Annotated in this window: 15 protein-coding genes; 2 read left to right on the top strand and 13 right to left on the bottom strand. The window is 64.2% G+C overall.

Features of this window, described 5'->3' with window-relative positions; all coding sequences use genetic code 11:
* Window positions 1-23: 23 nt before the first annotated feature.
* The 11 genes from madM to AO268_RS10460 all read right to left on the bottom strand — a co-directional run bounded on the left by madM (window position 24) and on the right by AO268_RS10460 (window position 8,378).
* Entirely contained in the window at window positions 24-788 is a 765-nt protein-coding gene (gene madM / locus AO268_RS10510; protein WP_099168633.1) for a malonate transporter subunit MadM, read from the bottom strand.
* A 5-nt stretch (window positions 789-793) separates the two neighbouring features.
* On the bottom strand, window positions 794-1,186 hold the full coding sequence (madL, locus tag AO268_RS10505) for a malonate transporter subunit MadL (RefSeq protein ID WP_076963182.1): 393 nt from the start codon (window positions 1,184-1,186) through the stop codon (window positions 794-796).
* Window positions 1,187-1,252: 66 nt separating this feature from the next.
* Window positions 1,253-2,158 carry a malonate decarboxylase subunit epsilon gene (gene mdcH / locus AO268_RS10500; RefSeq protein WP_099168632.1) on the bottom strand — a complete coding sequence of 302 codons (906 nt, stop codon included), beginning with the start codon at window positions 2,156-2,158 and terminating at the stop codon, window positions 1,253-1,255.
* A complete protein-coding gene (locus AO268_RS10495) occupies window positions 2,155-2,751 on the bottom strand; it encodes a malonate decarboxylase holo-ACP synthase (RefSeq protein WP_099168631.1) in 597 nt (198 codons plus the stop codon). The genes mdcH and AO268_RS10495 overlap by 4 nt, the downstream gene beginning before the upstream one ends.
* Window positions 2,745-3,524: a biotin-independent malonate decarboxylase subunit gamma gene (gene mdcE / locus AO268_RS10490; protein ID WP_099168630.1), complete on the bottom strand. Its 780-nt coding sequence runs from the start codon at window positions 3,522-3,524 to the stop codon at window positions 2,745-2,747. Before mdcE ends, AO268_RS10495 begins: the two co-directional genes overlap by 7 nt.
* Window positions 3,521-4,363: a biotin-independent malonate decarboxylase subunit beta gene (locus AO268_RS10485; RefSeq protein WP_099168629.1), complete on the bottom strand. Its 843-nt coding sequence runs from the start codon at window positions 4,361-4,363 to the stop codon at window positions 3,521-3,523. The genes mdcE and AO268_RS10485 overlap by 4 nt, the downstream gene beginning before the upstream one ends.
* On the bottom strand, window positions 4,356-4,655 hold the full coding sequence (locus tag AO268_RS10480; protein WP_099168628.1) for a malonate decarboxylase subunit delta: 300 nt from the start codon (window positions 4,653-4,655) through the stop codon (window positions 4,356-4,358). The genes AO268_RS10485 and AO268_RS10480 overlap by 8 nt, the downstream gene beginning before the upstream one ends.
* Window positions 4,655-5,512 carry a triphosphoribosyl-dephospho-CoA synthase gene (locus AO268_RS10475; RefSeq protein WP_099168627.1) on the bottom strand — a complete coding sequence of 286 codons (858 nt, stop codon included), beginning with the start codon at window positions 5,510-5,512 and terminating at the stop codon, window positions 4,655-4,657. The genes AO268_RS10480 and AO268_RS10475 overlap by 1 nt, the downstream gene beginning before the upstream one ends.
* Window positions 5,513-7,183, bottom strand: coding sequence for a malonate decarboxylase subunit alpha (gene mdcA, locus AO268_RS10470; protein ID WP_076963175.1), 1,671 nt, complete (start codon window positions 7,181-7,183; stop codon window positions 5,513-5,515).
* 99 nt (window positions 7,184-7,282) lie between these two features.
* Window positions 7,283-8,005, bottom strand: a complete 723-nt coding sequence (locus AO268_RS10465; RefSeq protein ID WP_099168626.1) for a hypothetical protein — start codon at window positions 8,003-8,005, stop codon at window positions 7,283-7,285.
* Between the two features lie 121 nt (window positions 8,006-8,126).
* The gene (locus AO268_RS10460) at window positions 8,127-8,378 is read right to left on the bottom strand and encodes a DUF6124 family protein (protein ID WP_076963214.1); all 252 of its coding nucleotides are present in this window, start codon (window positions 8,376-8,378) and stop codon (window positions 8,127-8,129) included.
* A 485-nt stretch (window positions 8,379-8,863) separates the two neighbouring features.
* On the opposite strand from AO268_RS10460, the gene AO268_RS10455 reads away from it, so the two are divergent.
* Window positions 8,864-9,142 carry a type II toxin-antitoxin system RelE/ParE family toxin gene (locus AO268_RS10455; protein ID WP_076963173.1) on the top strand — a complete coding sequence of 93 codons (279 nt, stop codon included), beginning with the start codon at window positions 8,864-8,866 and terminating at the stop codon, window positions 9,140-9,142.
* 14 nt (window positions 9,143-9,156) lie between these two features.
* Window positions 9,157-9,444, top strand: coding sequence for a HigA family addiction module antitoxin (locus tag AO268_RS10450; protein ID WP_099168625.1), 288 nt, complete (start codon window positions 9,157-9,159; stop codon window positions 9,442-9,444).
* A 154-nt stretch (window positions 9,445-9,598) separates the two neighbouring features.
* Here the strand turns inward: AO268_RS10450 and AO268_RS10445 are convergent, their stop codons facing one another.
* Together AO268_RS10445 and AO268_RS10440 are read right to left on the bottom strand one after the other, a co-directional pair.
* On the bottom strand, window positions 9,599-10,054 hold the full coding sequence (locus tag AO268_RS10445) for a chemotaxis protein CheW (RefSeq protein ID WP_057440365.1): 456 nt from the start codon (window positions 10,052-10,054) through the stop codon (window positions 9,599-9,601).
* A complete protein-coding gene (locus AO268_RS10440) occupies window positions 10,047-15,902 on the bottom strand; it encodes an Hpt domain-containing protein (RefSeq protein WP_099168624.1) in 5,856 nt (1,951 codons plus the stop codon). Before AO268_RS10440 ends, AO268_RS10445 begins: the two co-directional genes overlap by 8 nt.
* Window positions 15,903-15,961: the final 59 nt, after the last annotated feature.

Below are 15,961 nucleotides of genomic sequence, written 5' to 3'. Positions count from 1 at the left end.
ATCTTTCAATAACGATCTACGCCCTAGCCCACCAACCCCCGCATCAGCAAAAACAACAACGAAGGCCCCAACAAACACCCCAGCGCCGTATAAAACGCCGCTGTCAGGCAACCATAAGGCACCAGCTTCGGGTCAGTCGCCGCCAACCCGCCCGCCACACCACTGGACGTGCCCATCAACCCGCCAAAGATCACCGCACTGCGCGGGCTGTTCAGGCCGATCAGCGGCGCGACGAACGGGGTCATGACCATCACCAAAATGGCCTTGATCAACCCTGCGGCAATGGACAGCGCCATCACCTCGGAACTGGCGCCAATCGCCGCGCCGGTCACTGGCCCGACGATGTAGGTCACAGCCCCGGCGCCGATGGTGGTCAGGCTCACTGCATCGGTATAACCAAACGCCATGGCCACCCCAACGCCGGCGATAAATGACGAGCCAACGCCGACAAACAATGCCAGCACCCCCACATACCCGGCGCGCTTGAGCTCATCGACACTCACCCCGAACGCGGTGGCGACGATGGCAAAGTCGCGCAGCATCGCCCCGCCCAGCAGGCCGATGCCCGACAGCAGCGGGATATCCACCACGCCCTTGGCCCCGCCGGTAAACGCACCGCCCACATAGGACAGGAGCAGCCCCAGCAGGATTGCGATGGCCGAACCATGCAGGCGGCCTTTGGTGAAGGTGTCGCTGATCCAGTAGGACACCCACATGGTCAGGCCGATCACCGCAAAACCACTGATCAGGCCGTAGCCGGTGATGACTTTCATCAAGGATTCATACATGGCGCTCACCCTGCCGACTTGGGAGTGACGACCGCATCCGGCTCACGCTTGCCGATGCGTACCAGCACCGGCACCAGGGCAAATGCCACCAGCACCGCGCAGGTGCCGGCAAGGATCGCCATGGGGCCGCCACTGATGGCGCCATACACGTTTTGCTGGGCGGCCATGGCCACCACAATCGGGATATACACCGCCGCCCAGAAGCTCACACCCTGCTCCGACTTGCCGGTAAACAGGCCACGCTTGCCCAGGTAGCTGCCCAGGCCGATCAGCAGCAACATCGCGATCCCCACCCCGCCGACGTTGGCCGGGATGCCCATCCATTGGCCCAGCAGCTCGCCGACAAACAGGCCTGCCAGGGTACACAGGGCCAGAAACGCCACACCGTAAATAATCATGCTGGTAGTCCTCTTGATGCTTGATCGAAATTGTTGTTTTTGTGCTTCGACAGCCAAGGTCATGCTTTATCGATGGTGGCGGCCCTCCTGTTCCAGCAAGGCCTGCAAGGTGTCCAGGCGCGCGCCCTCGAAGGCGATCACCGTGCCTTGCTCAAATACCCGCCGCGCAAGGCCGGTGAGGACCGCACCCGGGGGCAGTTCGATATGCAGGCGCACGCCGCGCTCATAAGCGCTTTGCACGGTGCCGCGCCAATCGACGAGGCGACACATGTTGAACGCCAGGTCGTCGCGCAACTGCGCGGGATCACGAATTGGCCGCGCCCGGGTGCTGCTCAGGTAGGTGATGGCCGGCGCCTTGAGCGTGACCTTGGCGAACGCCTCGGCCAGTGTTTGCGCAGGCGTATCCAGCAACGCGCAATGGGACGGCACGCTGACGGCCAGGCGCTTGGCCACGCCCTGGCCTTTGACGCGATCCGCGACCCGTTGCATGGCTGCGTCGCTGCCGGCAATCACGCACTGGTTGTCGGCATTGATATTGGCCAGGTACACCGGTGAACCGGGGCCATGGACTTCGGCCAGCACATTTTCGACGGTGGATAACTCCACGCCGATAAGCGCGGTCATGCCGTAACCCTGTGGATAAGCGCGCTGCATCAGCTCGCCGCGCAGGCTGACCAGCCGCAGCGCATCGGCAAACGCCAGGGCGCCGGCAATCACCGCCGCCGGATACGCGCCGATGGACAGGCCCGCCACGTAGTCCGGCGTGTGTTGCAACTGACGGGCATGGGCCACGCCGGCGATCAGCAGGCACAGTTGCACAGCGCGGGTGCTGGCCAGGGCCTGCGCCGAATCGAGCTGGCGTACATCTTCGCCCAACACGTCACTGGCCTCATCGAGGACGCTGGCGGGCAGTTGCTGGAGCATGCCCGGGCGTTGGGCGCCCTGCCCCGGAAACACCAGGAGGCTGCTCATGCCACGGCCTGCCAAGGGTCGCTGACCAGTTGCGCACCGCTGGCGGTTTTCAGCAGCACCCGCCGCGCTGGGCCGGCCCATTCACGCAAGGCGACGGCGCCGTAAGGGGTTTGCAATTGCAGGTCCACGGCACACGGCGCGGTGTCCAGAATCGCCAGCAGAGCCTCGGCCTCGCCACGCTCAAGACGCTCGGGAGTGCGCAGCAGCAAATCCAGGTCGCTCTGGGCATGCAGTGCCTCAATGCCCGTGGCCAACTCGAAACCCGCGCTGCCGGTAACCCCCCAAACCTTGCGCGCCAGCACCGGGCGCAATTGATCGAGGGCGCACAATGCCGGTAAATCCCGGGGCGAAATCACCCCGCGCAGCGCCTCCGGCGTCACCCGCCTTTGCACTGCCGCCTGGGGCATCACGGCCGCAAAACGCTGCTCACGCAAACGCCCGCGCACACCCACCGCCACATAGCCCGGCTCGGCCAGCGCCCGGCGCACCACCACCGGGTGTGCCGCAGCGATCACCGCCCGTACCCAAGCCGGTGCGTCAGCCGGCAGGTGCGCCAGGGTCATGCCCCAGAGCAAGTCGTGGGCGTTCACCATTGTTCCCGCAGCAGCTGGCGTACATGGCTGGACGCGGCACGGTTGGCGGCGCCCAGGCGCCCGCGCAAATCCCGCACGCCGCTGTTCTGCACCTCCTCGATCGCCTGCACCAGGCAATCCCTGACCTGCGCCAGGTCGGCGGCGGTTGGTTGTTCAATCTGGCTGACCGTCAGGGTTTCCCAGAGCAAGCCGAGGCTGGCATAGCTGTCGATGTCATAGGCCATGGGCGGCACGCTGGCAGCCAGGGCTTCCAGTTCTTCGACGCTGCGCAGAGTGACTCGCGCCGCCGAGGCCTTGCCCATGGCGTGCACCATCACCCCAGGGTCGCGCAGGGCAATCAGGCGATTGGCCTGGTAGCCATGGGCGAGAAACGCCCCGGACATGGCCTTGCCCACCAGCAACCCGATCACCGGGTGCCCGGCCAGGCGCGCACGGGCATAACTGTCCGCTGCCGCCGCCAGGGCCTGATGAATGCCCAGAGCTTCTTCGCGGCGCCCATAGGCCTGGCTCGGCACGTCGACGATGGCAATGATCGGGCGCTGATCGCCGCAGGCGATGGCTTCATCCACCGCCTTGGCCAGGCCCCAGCCTTCCAGCAGGCCGACTTCGCCCTGGCGAGCGCGGGGGAAGCGGTTGGCGGCATCCGGCACCACCGCGATAAAGCGCACGGCCTGCTCGCCGAGCAGGCCATCGGCGACTTTCAACGATGCCGGCAAACCCGCCACAGGCGCTGTGCCGGCGCTTAATGCGTTGAACCACTGCAAGCCTCTCATGGGCGTTCTCCCTGATACAGGTCACGAACCGTGGCCGGCTCGATCTGCGGCTCGGCATCCAGCGCAGCCAGGCGCGCCAGGTAATAGTCGGCCTGGCGACTGCGTTGCGAGGCCGGCAAACCTTGCTGCAACAGTTCACTGATCTGCTGGCGGATCTGCGCCACATCGTCCGCCACATAGCGGTCGGCCAAACCCGTGTTGAAGCGCTGCTCGCCGCCGGTCAGGCTCCAGATAAAGGGTCGGTCGCGGGAGTCGTATTCTTCCAGGCCGGCTTCCTGCTCGATCACTTGCGGGCCGTTCAGGCCCAGGCGCGCTTCGCGGGTCACCAACAGGTAGCTGCACAGGCCTGCGGCAATCGACATGCCGCCAAAGCAGCCAACGCTACCGGCCACCACGCCGATCACCGGTTGGTACTGGCGTAGGTCGACAATCGCCGCGTGGATATCGGCAATCGCCGCCAGCCCGAGGTTGGCTTCCTGCAAGCGCACGCCGCCGGTTTCCAGCAGCAGCACCGCACGCGTCGGGATGCCGTTGCGGTTGTCTTCGGCGGCCAGTTCCAGGGCGCCGGCGATTTTTGCCCCGCCCACTTCACCCAGGCTGCCGCCCTGGAAATTGCCTTCGATGGCGGCGATCACCAGCGCCAGGCCGTCGAGCGTGCCCTTGGCAATCACCACCCCATCGTCGGCCTGCGGCACCACGCCCTGGCGGCTCAACCACGGCGACATCACACGCTGGAACGGGTCGATCAGTTCGCGGTAGCTGCCGGCATCGAGCAAGGCCTTGGCCCGCTGGCGGGCGCCGAGTTCGACGAAGCTGTGCCGGTTGAGTAAATCAGTCATGGCCAAGCTCCTCGAAACCTTGCTCCAGGCGCAAACGCACCACGCCGGGGGTGGCGCCAAAATCGTGGATCTGGATGTTCAGCGCCGGTGGCGTCTGCTCCTGGAAGAGCCGCTGGAACAGATGCTGCCAGCGTTGCTCGGCGCCATTGACCGAGGTGTGCACCTGGATGCTCAAGGTGCCCGCCGTGCCCGGTTCCAGCAGCACTTCAAGGTCGCCGGAACCGACGCAGCCCACCAGTGCGCGGCCTTTGGGTGGCTGACCGGCGGGGAATTCAAAGGATAGGGTTTCCATCAAAACGCTCCGTCGCAAGACTCGATGCGGTCGATAAACAGGCAGGCAGCCAACAGGTCGGCGGCGCCACCGGGGGAGGCATTCAGCGCCAGCAGTTGCTGGTCCAATTCATTGAGGCGACGCCGCCCCGCCAGGCTCGCGCTGCCGCCCGCATCCAGCACGGCCTGGGCGCCCCGTTGCATGGCCTGCAAGCCATCGGTGCCGGCGCGGTAGAGCACGCAGGTGTCGGCCAGTTGGGTCATGATCGCCAGCAGCGCATCGAGGCGCGCGTTCTGCTCGCCGTGTTGTTGCAAACGGCTTGCGCGCAGTTGCGGCAGGCCCCGTTGCAACACCGCGGGGAAGCCCAGTTGCGCCTCTTCGCGGGCGCCACGTACGCCATAGCGTTGCGCGACCTGCGCGCCATGGCTCAACGGTTGCGGGGCAAAACGGTCATTGAGCAGGGCCAGGCGCGCAGCCCTTAAAGTCAGCGCATTGGCCGTGCGCGAAGCAGGCGCCAGCGCGGCGGCGGCCACTAGCAAGCCGAGGGCCCAGATCGCGCCACGGTGGGTATTCACGCCCTGGGTAGTGGCGAGCATCGCCTGCTCGCCTTCGCGGCCAATCCGGCCCAGGGCTTCGCGCAGCGGCAGGTCGATCTCGCCCAGGGCAATCGCCGCTTCGGCCATTTCCTTGAAGGCCGGCCACAAGGACAGCGCCGAGGCGTGCATCAGGCCCAGGTGCAAATCCTGATGGGCGCCATTGCCGCGCCGATCCACCAGCGCCGGCTTGGGCGACAGGTCCGCTTCGTCGATCAGTGCATCGACCGCCAGGTCCGCCAGTTGCTCGGCCAGGGTCAGTGTGTGCAGTTTGAGTGCGTGCATTTACCAGCTCCTGAACTTGGCAGGCGGGTTGTACAGGCCACCGGACCAGTCCACCAGGTCGGCCACGCTTTTGGCCGCCAGCAGTTCGCGGGTGGCGTCGGTGCGGCGGATCCCGAGGTCTTCGGGCCAGGCGATCAGGCCTTCGCGGCGCATGCGCGCGGTGTCCTTGGGGTTGTGGCGCAGGCCGATGGCGGTCACCCCGGCCACTGCGGCGATCATCGCCTGGCGCTCTTCCAGGGAGCGTGCCTTGTATAGATAGGCAATGCCTTCTTCGGTGAGCAAGTGGGTCACGTCGTCGCCGTAGATCATGATCGGCGCCAGGGGCATGCCGCTTTTGCGCGCCACTTCCACCGCATCCAGGGTCTCGACGAAGGTCGGTTTGCCGCCCTCCTGGAAGGTCTCGACCATTTGCACGACGAGTTTTTTACCGCGCTCCAGCAGGGCTTCGGGGGCATCGTCGTGGCGCATATCGAGCCAGGCCGGGGTGCCGTGGCGGCGCCCGCGTGGGTCGTGGCCCATGTTCGGCGCGCCGCCAAACCCGGCGAGCCGGCCACGGGTCACGGTGGACGAATGACCGTCGCCATCCACCTGCAACGTGGCGCCGATAAACAGGTCCACCGCGTATTGCCCCGCCAGTTGGCAGAACATCCGGTTGGAGCGCAACGAGCCGTCGCGGCCGGTGAAGAACACATCCGGGCGCGCGGCGATGTAGTTTTCCATGCCCAGTTCGGTGCCGAAACAATGCACGCTTTCAACCCAGCCGCTTTCGATGGCGGGGATCAGCGTGGGGTGCGGGTTGAGGGTCCAGTTGCGGCAGATCTTGCCTTTAAGGCCCAGGGACTCACCGTAGGTCGGCAGGATCAGTTCAATCGCGGCGGTGTTGAAGCCAATGCCATGGTTCAGCGACTGCACGTTGTGTTTTTCGTAGATGCCACGGATCGCCATCATCGCCATCAACACATGCACCGGCTTGATATGCCGGGGGTCGCGGGTGAACAGCGGCTCGATATAGAAAGGCTTATCGGCCACCACCACGAAATCCACCCAACTGGCCGGGATATCCACCCGGGGCAAGTCGCTGACGTCGTCCACCAATTGGTTGACCTGCACGATGACGATGCCATCGCTGAAGGCCGCCGGCTCGATCAGCGCCGGGGTGTCTTCGGTGCTGGGGCCGGTGTAGATATTGCCGGCGCGGTCGGCCATAAAGCCGGCGGACAGCACCACGTTGGGGATCAGGTCCACCACCAGCCGTGCATAGAGTTCGATGTAGGTGTGGATCGCGCCGACTTCCAGCAGGCCGTCTTCGAGCAACTGGCTGATGCGCAGGGATTGGGTGCCGGCAAACGAGAAATCGAGCTTGCGCGCGATGCCCTTTTCAAACAGGTCCAGGTGCTCGGCGCGCCCGACGCTGGGCATGATCATGTGCAAGTCGTGGAGCACGGCCGGGTCGGCCTTGGCCAGGGAGCGCGAGAGAAAGTCGGCCTGCTTCTGGTTATTGCCTTCCAGCACCACACGGTCGCCGGGCAGGATCAGGGCTTGCAGGGCCTCGACGATCCGGTCGCTGGGCAGCACGGCCCCGTCGGCAAACGCCTGGACCAGCCCAAGCCGCCGCTGCTTCTCGTCGCGGCGCCGCGTCCAGCGCGAGTCGGGGGTTATGGTTGTTGTCATGGTCGCTCCACGGGTTCGCTGTCGTGGGGCTCACCATAGGAGTGAATCGGGGGGGTATCAATCAAGCTCGGTGGTGGACTGTTACGGTTGGAGTAACGGTCAGGAGCGCCGCCATTCCATGCGCTGGCGCCACACGGTCCAGCCCATGGCAATGCCCGCCACGCCATGGAACCCCAGCACCGCCGCCAGACTCCAGCTCACCAGCCCCCAAATCGCCTGCACATACACGGGCAGCAGAAACAGCATCAGCCCAAACAACACAGCCACGCCCAGCTGTTCCCACTTCATCAACCGACGCAGATAGGAGACGATCGCACAGCCCGACGCTGCGCCTAGGAAAGCCAGCAACAGGCCAGTGACTTCCTGCCCCGACACCACGGGCCAATCCAGGAGCCACAAGGGCAGGCAGATAGCAACCAACACCAGTGAACACACCAGGATAAACACGAACACGTCTTCAAAGACCGTCAGGCCCCAGTTCCGGATGCTTGCGCGGGTCTGTTCAATTTCGGCCTTGCTCGGCCCTTCCGATATGGCCACCGCAAGCAGGCCCGAACCCAAACCGCCCAGGCTCATGACCACCAGGTTTTTCACAACATCCTTGATTTCTTTGCCTGTGTCGCTGAGCACGAGGGTTTCCAGGTACCCCAGAATAAACACCGCGCCCACCACCGAAATCCCGAAGCCTGCGAGCTTGCCACGTCGTGTCGGGTACTTCATCGTCGCGCTGGCAGTGAGCACCAACACTAGGAACCACAACAATAAAACGCCGGTAAACGGGGTGAGGTTGTACAGCCAGGCAAACACGTCAAATAGCCACATTGGGTTGTTGCTTCCACCGAAAGACTCGTCGGGTTATCGGCGGGTTTACGTGGGGCTTTACCCGAGCAGGCATCAGTCCCAAAAAGGGAACGAACGGTCCCTTTCTGGGACTGATCAAGTTTTACGCAGCGACCGCAGGCGATATCTGCTCCAGCGCGCGCTCGACCAGCAGTTGGCCCAGTTCGGTCATTTGTTGGATGGCCAGGAGTACGCCGCGCTGGGCGCCGTTCAGCTCAAAGGCCAGGCCGCAGGTCAGGGCGTTGAGGGAGGCGAGGGTTTCGCTGGCGTTGACCAGCAGGGTTTCGGTGTTCTGGTGCGGGTTGACGGTGAAGATACTGGATGAGGTAGGTGGGTTGGGGGTGGGTTTGATCATGGTGAACATCTCCGATATGTGAAGGAGACTGACACCGCTTGCTTGCACGCAAATCGGGTGGCAGCTGTGCGCAGGTGTGCAAGACCGGGCATATCGGACCCCGGCAGACCCGAAGGTCTCCCACGCACAGCCGCCATAACAAACACAGCAAGCATAAAAAACGCCCGTTGAATGGCTATGGGCGTTGGTGCGCCGATATGTAACCGGACTTGCACGTCCGTGTCACCGTTTTTTGCGATGACCGACCAAGCCTAGGGGCGAAGGCGGCGAGCGACAAGTTCATGGGAGGCGCGAAAACGTGCGGGAAAAATCTGAAGGCATCATACCGCACGATCATTCCTACAGATTTTTAGGGTTGTTGCTCGGATGGCACCTCTCTAGCCTTTGGAATTTGAATCATCTCACCAGCAGAACATTATGAATCTGACCCTAAAACCCGATACAAGGCCATTGCAGAGCGTGATGTCTCACATCACAATCCATCCATGATCGTCAGTTGGAAACACAAGGGGCTCCAGAGCTTTTATGAAACAGGATCAACCAAAGGCATCAACGCGGGTCATGCGAAACGCTTGCGTCGTGTGCTGCTGATTCTGGATAGCGCAGGACACCCGGGCGAATTGAATCTCCCAGGATGGCGTTTTCATCGACTCAAAGGCGATCTGCTCGACTACTGCTCCGTCAGCATTAGCGGTAACTGGCGCATCATTTTTCGTATGCTTGATGATCACGTCGAACTGGTTGATTACCTTGACTACCATTGAACAGGGGCACGTACATGGGTATGCACAACCCGCCACATCCCGGCGAAATCCTGCTTGAGGATGTGATGCCCAGCTTGGGCATCACCATTACCGAAATGGCCCGGCGGCTCGGCTTTGCCAGGGAAACATTCTCCAGGATCCTGCATGGTCACGCGCCAGTCAGCCCAGACCTTGCCGTGAGGTTGGAGCGGGCAGGCATCAGCAAAGCGCGGTTATGGTTGTCGATGCAAAGTACCTACGATCTTTGGCAAGCAGAGCACCGTGAACAACCGGTCATTGAGCGTTTTGCGCAGATTAAGTAAGGTTTGGCGCCAAGCGCAATCCAATATGGGAGCTTGCCTGCGATACAGACGCTTCGGTGTGTCAGTTAAACCGAGGGGATGCTATCGCAGGCAAGCCAGCTCCCACACAAGCCAGCTCCCACATTGGGTTTTCAGAGGTGCTGAGTACGGGTGTTCAGGCCAACCCAGCCTCGACCAGTAGCGCTTCCAGCCCCATCAGGTCCGGCACTTTCGCCACATGCTCGCCGACCTGTACCGCCGCCAGTTCCAGCGGCGACAGGGGGACGTCCACATAGCTCAACTGGCTGTCGAGCTTGTACGAGCGGGGAATGCCCTGGATCACCAGCGCGATAAATTTCAACGTCGGCCGCCCGCCCAGGGCGTTGAGCACGACGATCCGTGCACGTTCGCTGACAACGCTGGTGCCACCGCAGGCGGCTTCAAAGCTGATCAGGGGCAGTTGCTGGTCGCGCCAGGTCACGGGCCGCAGGTACCACGGCGGGGCGTCGCTGGCCGGTTCGCCGCGCTGGAAGTCGATCAGTTCGGCCACCGCCACGTTGGGCAGCAGCAGGTGACGATCGGCCAAGGGCAGCAGCAAGCCGGTGAGTTGGCTGGTGCGGTGGTCAAGCATGTTTCGGGCTCCAGTAGGCGATGCTTTCGAGCAACACCGACTCTTGATAGGGCTTGCCAAGGTAGTCGTTGACGCCAATCGCCATGGCCCGGTCGCGGTGTTTCTGGCCGGTGCGCGAAGTGATCATGATGATCGGCAGGCGCGCAAGCCGTGGGTCGTTGCGCACCTGGATCGCCACTTCAAAGCCATCCATGCGCGGCATTTCGATATCCAGCAACATCAGGTCGGGGGTGTGTTCTTCCAGCAAGGTGATGGCGTCGATGCCGTCCTTGGCGGTCAGCACGTTCATGCCGTTGCGTTCCAGCAGGCGGCTGGTGACTTTGCGCACGGTCACCGAGTCGTCCACCACCAGCACCAGCAACCGCTGTTTTTTCTGCGGTTCGTTGACCGCCAATGCCGTGTCCGCCGCTTGGGCCGGCAAGGCCGGGGCCAGGGCGCGGATATGCGCCAGCAGGTCGATGATCAACACCACGCGGCCATCGCCGAGGATGGTCGCCCCCGACAGCCCCTGCACCGCCGCAAACTGCGGGCCCAAGCCCTTGACCACGATTTCCCGGGTGCCGGCCATGTCGTCCACCTGCACCGCAATATGCCGGTCGTTGCACTGCATCAGCAGCACCGGCAGCGGCTGGTTTTGCCCCAGCAGCTTGGGCCGGGCCACGGTGTGCAGCAGCTCGCCCAGGTAATACAACTCGTAGCGCTGACCGGCGTATTCATACACCGGCGGATCCAGTTGGTAATGCCCTTCCAGCTCGTTGGGCAATACGCGCACCAGACCCTGGATGGTGTTCAGCGGAATCGCGTATTGGTCATCAAAACACTGCACCATCAATGCCCGGTTGACCGACACGGTAAACGGCAGGCGAATGCGAAAGTGCACGCCCAGCCCCGGCATGGAGTCGATCACCATGCTGCCGCCCAACTGGCGCACTTCTTCATGCACCACGTCCATGCCCACGCCGCGCCCGGAGATCTGGGTGATTTTTTCGGCGGTGGAAAAACCCGGCTGCAAGATGAACTGCAACACGTCGCGGTCGCTGATCTCCGTAGCCGGGTCCAACAGGCCACGCTTGATCGCCTTACGCCGCACCGCATCCAATGGCACGCCGGCGCCGTCGTCGCGCATGTCGAAGATGATGTCGCCGCCTTCGTGGCTCAGGTCCAGGGTGATCCGACCTTTCTCCGGCTTGCCCGCCAACAGCCGTGCATCCCGCGATTCCAGGCCGTGGTCGACGGCGTTGCGCAGCATATGTTCCAGGGGCGCGGCCATGCGCTCCAGCACGTTGCGGTCCATCTCGCCCTCGGCATTGCCGACCACGAATTCCACATCCTTGCCCAGCTCACCGGCTACTTGCCGCACGATACGCTTGAGGCGCGGCAGCATGCGCTCGAAGGGCACCATGCGCGTGCGCATCAGGCCTTCTTGCAGCTCGGTGTTGATTCGCGCCTGTTGCTGCAACAGGTTTTGCGCGTCCTGGTTGCGCTGGTCGAGGGTTTCCTTGAGGTCCAACAGGTCCGAGGCCGACTCGGACAACGCGCGGGACAGCTGTTGCAACTGGGAATGGCGATCCATTTCCAGCGGGTCGAATTCTTCGTAGCCCAGGCGCTCGGTCTCGGCGTGCTGGCGGCTGAGGATGCGCCCCTGGGTTTCGGTATCGAGGCGCCGCAGTTGGTCGCGCATGCGCTCGATGGTGGTTTCCACCTCGCTGAGGGCGGCGCGGGCATCGTTGACCTGCTGCTCGATGCGCCCACGGAAAATCGAGGTTTCGCCGGCAAGGTTGACCAGGTCATCCAGCAGCTCGGCAGAGATCTTCACCATGTCCGCGCCCGGCTCGCTGGCGGCCGGGGCTTCGGGTTTGCCGGTGGCCATGGCGACCGGTGCGGCCTGCTCTTCGCTAGGCTGGACCAGGCTTTTGATGCGCTCGATCAGGCGCTCCACCGAACCGACCGGCAACCCCGCCGCCACCGCCTCGACCATCTGCGCCAGGCGGTCGTGACAGCCCTGTAGCAGCGCAAACAGTTCGCTGGTGGGCGCCAACAAGCCCGCCGACAAGCCTTCGTAGAGAAACTCCAGCTCATGGGCCAGGTCGCCGATCGGGCCGATCTCGACCATGCGCGCGCCGCCCTTGAGGGTGTGCAGGTCGCGCAGCAGGGTCTCGACTTCCTGGCGGCCCTGGGGCTCGGCCTGCCAGCGCAACAGCGCGGCGCCAGAGCTGTCGAGGATGTCGGCGGCTTCTTCAAGGAAGATATCCAGCAGCTCGGGATCACTGCCGGCCCCCTGCACCTCGGGCGGCGCAGGCGCCGCCAGGGGCACGGCGTTCTGGCGCACTTCGCGCAAGCGGCTGATCAGGGTGCTGGAGTCGCTCAACGGTTGCTGCTCTTGCAACTGCTCCAACTGCAAGGCCAGGTGTTCGTGGCTGTCCATCAACACTTGCGCTATTTCACCGGAGTAGCTGTAGCGCCGGTCCACCAGGCCCTCGTAAAGGCTTTCCAGTTCCTGGGCCAGATCGCCCACCGGGCCGATTTCGGCCATGCGCGCGCCCCCGCGCAGGGTGTGCAGGTCGCGTTGCAGGGACGACAGTGGCGCCACACTGTCGGGCTCCAGCAACCAGCGCTTGAGGGCCTGCCCGGCGCTGTCGAGGATATCCACTGCTTCCTCAAGGAAGATCTCGACAATCTCATCGTCCACCGCCCAGTCCTGTTGCAACTGCGTGGTGGCCGTGCCCAGTTCGGCAATGCTCAGGGCGCGGCTGCCATCGGTCTTGATCAGGCCGGTGGCGCTGGGGTCGAGCCCTTCATCGAGCAACTCGCGCAAGGCCCTCATGCGCGCCGGCGCCGGGCTGACTTCCTGGCCGGCAGCCAGTTGGTCGAGCATGTTGATCAGGGCTTCATGGGCCTGTTCGGCCTCCTGGAAAAATCGCTCGCCGACCGCCAGGCTGCTCTCTTCCACCGCGCCATACAGGTCAAGCAAGGCTTCGCACAGCTCATCCATCGGGTGCAGGTCGGCCAGGTGCGCGCCCTCGCCCAGGGTGGTCAGTTCATCCAGCAACGCACTGAGTTCCTGGCGCTCGCCCGGGTGTTGCTGCCAGCGGCGCAAGAGGCTTTCGGCGTCGAGCAGGATGTCCATGCCCTGGGCCAGGAAGTTGCTGATCAACTGTGGATCGCGCTTGACCCGCAGACCCGTGCTCGGCGCATTGAGGAAGGCTTCGAGCTGGCTGTCGAGACGCGCCTGGGTGCGCTCGATCAAGGACGGCGCGCCGTCGATGGGCGCCAGGGGGTCATTGTCCAACTGGCGCAGGCCGCGCTGGAACAGGGCTTCGCCCTCCAGCAGCAGGTCGATTTCCTCCAGGTCCAGGGCCAGGCGATGGGCCTTGTACTCGCGGGTCAGGTGGTCCAGCGGCCGCGCCAGTTCGGCGATGGGCAAGACGCCCGCCATGTAGGCACTGCCCTTGAGGGTATGCAGGGCACGTTGCAGTTCATCGCTGACCGGCAGCGGTATCTGTTTGGTGGCCTGGTGCAAAAAGCGATTGAGGCTGTCCAGGTGGCTCAGCGCTTCGTTGCGGAAGATCTCCAGCAGCAGCGGGTCAAGCGCGCTGTCATCCTGGGCCGCGGCCGGCGGTAACGACGCGCCACTGGCCAGGGCATGGGCACGTGCGGCAAGGTGGTCGACATCATCGCGCTGGCGCTGGGTGTCGGCGGCGAATTCGGCGATCAAGGCCGGCAGCAGCACCAGCACGTCATCCAGCACCGCCTGGACCTCGGCGCCCGGCGCGACCACCCGCTCCAGCACGCGGTTGAGCAGGTTTTCCACGGCCCACGCCAGTTCCGCCAGCACCAGGGCACGCACCATGCGCCCGCTGCCCTTGAGGGTATGGAAGGCGCGGCGCATATCGCTCAGGGCGGTCTTGTCTTGCAGGCTGGTGGCGCCTTGGGGCACCCGGCGCTGCAATACGTCCAGCACTTCGGCGGTTTCTTCCAGGAACACTTCGCGCAGTTCATCGTCCACCGGCTCTTCGTCAGCCGGCGGCGGCAGCAGGCTGCCCGGGCGTTGCAGGGCCGGTGGGTTGAGACGTGGGGTCGGGCTGGCCAGGGCCTGCGCCAGGGTCTGGGAATCGACCGGCAATTCATCGTGCGGTGCCGAGGGTTCCTGGCGCCAGGCTTGCTGCGCGGGCACTGGCGCATAACCTAGCGCCGCGAGCCCTTCAAAAGCGATATCCAACACCCGCTCGCCCGGTGCATCCGGGTCCTGCAGCATGCGCTCCAGGTAGTGTTCCAGGCTGGTGAGCACATCGGCGCAATGCTCCAGCTGCGCCGCCGGCGGCGCGGTGTCATGGCCCATCCACTGTTCATCGACGTAAATCTTGAAGCCCCGCACCAGGCTCGCCGCGCGCGGCAGCGGGATCATCGCCAGGGCGCCACGCACCTGGGTCAGCAATTGCGGCAGGGACTCCAGGCGCTGCGTATCCCATTGCGCCTCAAGGCAGTCAATCACCAGCTCTCGCGCTTGCTTGAGGCATTGGCATGACTCCTTGATCACCAATTGGTGGATCTGGGTCAGGTCGGTGGTGGGCAGGCGGCTGTCTTCACGGTTTTGCGGTTCGACGGTGCCGACCATCCCGGCCAGGGTCGCTTCGACATACAGCAACGCCCCGGCCACATCCATCAACACCGCATCATTGGGCTCGCGCTGCCCCTGGGCCAGGCCCTGGACCACCGCCAACTGGTCGATGATCACTTTGCGCGGCTGGCCAAACCCCAATACTGCCAGGGTATCGGCGATCTGCCGCAACGGCGCCAGCAGGCTGTCCAGGCCGCCGATGTGCTGGCGGTCGCTGCGCACAAACAGGTCCAGGCGCTCCTTGACCCGCACCAACTCCTCACACAACGCACCGAGCACCGAGCCCATGGCGTTGCGGTCCGGCCCGGCCAGGCGCGCGCGCTCGGCATCGACCACGGTGCTGTCGGGCAAGGCTTCATCCAGGCCGTAGCGTTCCTTGAGGCTTTGCATGCGCGGCGTCGGCCGGGTGACTTTGGCGATGTAGAACAGCAGGCTCTTGAGCAACTGGTCCGGCGCCGGGGTATTGATCCCCTCGATGCCCTGGATTTGCAGGCGCTTGAGCACCTTGTCGCAGCTCTTGAGCAGGCTGCGCAACGCCGGGCTATTGGCGATGACGCCGGTGAGCATGCCTTCGGCCAGTGCCGAGGTGACTTGCCACAACGCCAGCAACGGCGCGCCATGGCACAGCGCTTCCAGTTGCGCGAAGACCCGCGCCATGTCTTCGAGGTTGCTCGGGCCGTGGTCTTCACGCAGTAGCCCGGCCAAGCCCTGTTGCAGCATTTGCCGCCATTGCTGCAGTTGCTCGGCAAAATCGGCCGGCGCTCGTTGGGCCAGGGCGTCCTCGGGCAGCGGTGCGATCACCAGCAGTTGCGGGCTGAACAGGCTGGTTTCCGAGAGCAGGCTTTTGCCATGCACGCTGCGCAGGTCGTTGAGCAGCGGCAACACCACCAGGGGCAGGTCGCGCCGCGCGCTGTGCACACGCTCCAGGTACAACGGCAGTTGCCCGAGGGCCTGTTGCAGCAGGCGGATGACTTCTTCGCGCTGGCTGACCTGCCCGGCCTGCAGGGCCTGGGCCAGGTGCTCCATTTCTTCTGCGAGCAGTGCCGCGCCGTAGAATTCGACCATTTGCAGGGCGCCATGGACCTGGTGAATGCCTTCCAGGCACTGCGCCAGGGCTTGCTCGCGGGCGTCGTCGGCAAAGGCGTCCAGCGCCGCACGGGCCTGCTTCAGGGTTTCGGCGATCTCGCCCTTGACCCATTCGAGGGCGACGTAGTCGTGCCGGTCAACCATAACGACTCCCGAGTGAGTTAACACCGCAATGGAAAGGTGGGAGCTGGCTTGCCTGCGAT

The sequence above is a fragment of the Pseudomonas sp. ICMP 8385 genome, assembly GCF_002699915.1.
Classification (GTDB): Bacteria; Pseudomonadota; Gammaproteobacteria; order Pseudomonadales; family Pseudomonadaceae; genus Aquipseudomonas; species Aquipseudomonas gessardii.
Note: the sequence above shows the minus strand (reverse complement) of the source record. Positions and strands in the feature narration are given on the sequence as shown.

Excerpts from the sequence above, each read along its gene's own strand:
- madM (WP_099168633.1), bottom strand. The coding sequence starts at position 788 with ATGTATGAATCCTTGATGAAAGTCATCACCGGCTACGGCCTGATCAGT.
- madL (WP_076963182.1), bottom strand. The coding sequence starts at position 1,186 with ATGATTATTTACGGTGTGGCGTTTCTGGCCCTGTGTACCCTGGCAGGC.
- mdcH (WP_099168632.1), bottom strand. The coding sequence starts at position 2,158 with ATGAGCAGCCTCCTGGTGTTTCCGGGGCAGGGCGCCCAACGCCCGGGC.
- AO268_RS10495 (WP_099168631.1), bottom strand. The coding sequence starts at position 2,751 with ATGGTGAACGCCCACGACTTGCTCTGGGGCATGACCCTGGCGCACCTG.
- mdcE (WP_099168630.1), bottom strand. The coding sequence starts at position 3,524 with ATGAGAGGCTTGCAGTGGTTCAACGCATTAAGCGCCGGCACAGCGCCT.
- AO268_RS10485 (WP_099168629.1), bottom strand. The coding sequence starts at position 4,363 with ATGACTGATTTACTCAACCGGCACAGCTTCGTCGAACTCGGCGCCCGC.
- AO268_RS10480 (WP_099168628.1), bottom strand. The coding sequence starts at position 4,655 with ATGGAAACCCTATCCTTTGAATTCCCCGCCGGTCAGCCACCCAAAGGC.
- AO268_RS10475 (WP_099168627.1), bottom strand. The coding sequence starts at position 5,512 with ATGCACGCACTCAAACTGCACACACTGACCCTGGCCGAGCAACTGGCG.
- mdcA (WP_076963175.1), bottom strand. The coding sequence starts at position 7,183 with ATGACAACAACCATAACCCCCGACTCGCGCTGGACGCGGCGCCGCGAC.
- AO268_RS10465 (WP_099168626.1), bottom strand. The coding sequence starts at position 8,005 with ATGTGGCTATTTGACGTGTTTGCCTGGCTGTACAACCTCACCCCGTTT.
- AO268_RS10460 (WP_076963214.1), bottom strand. The coding sequence starts at position 8,378 with ATGATCAAACCCACCCCCAACCCACCTACCTCATCCAGTATCTTCACC.
- AO268_RS10455 (WP_076963173.1), top strand. The coding sequence starts at position 8,864 with ATGATCGTCAGTTGGAAACACAAGGGGCTCCAGAGCTTTTATGAAACA.
- AO268_RS10450 (WP_099168625.1), top strand. The coding sequence starts at position 9,157 with ATGGGTATGCACAACCCGCCACATCCCGGCGAAATCCTGCTTGAGGAT.
- AO268_RS10445 (WP_057440365.1), bottom strand. The coding sequence starts at position 10,054 with ATGCTTGACCACCGCACCAGCCAACTCACCGGCTTGCTGCTGCCCTTG.
- AO268_RS10440 (WP_099168624.1), bottom strand. The coding sequence starts at position 15,902 with ATGGTTGACCGGCACGACTACGTCGCCCTCGAATGGGTCAAGGGCGAG.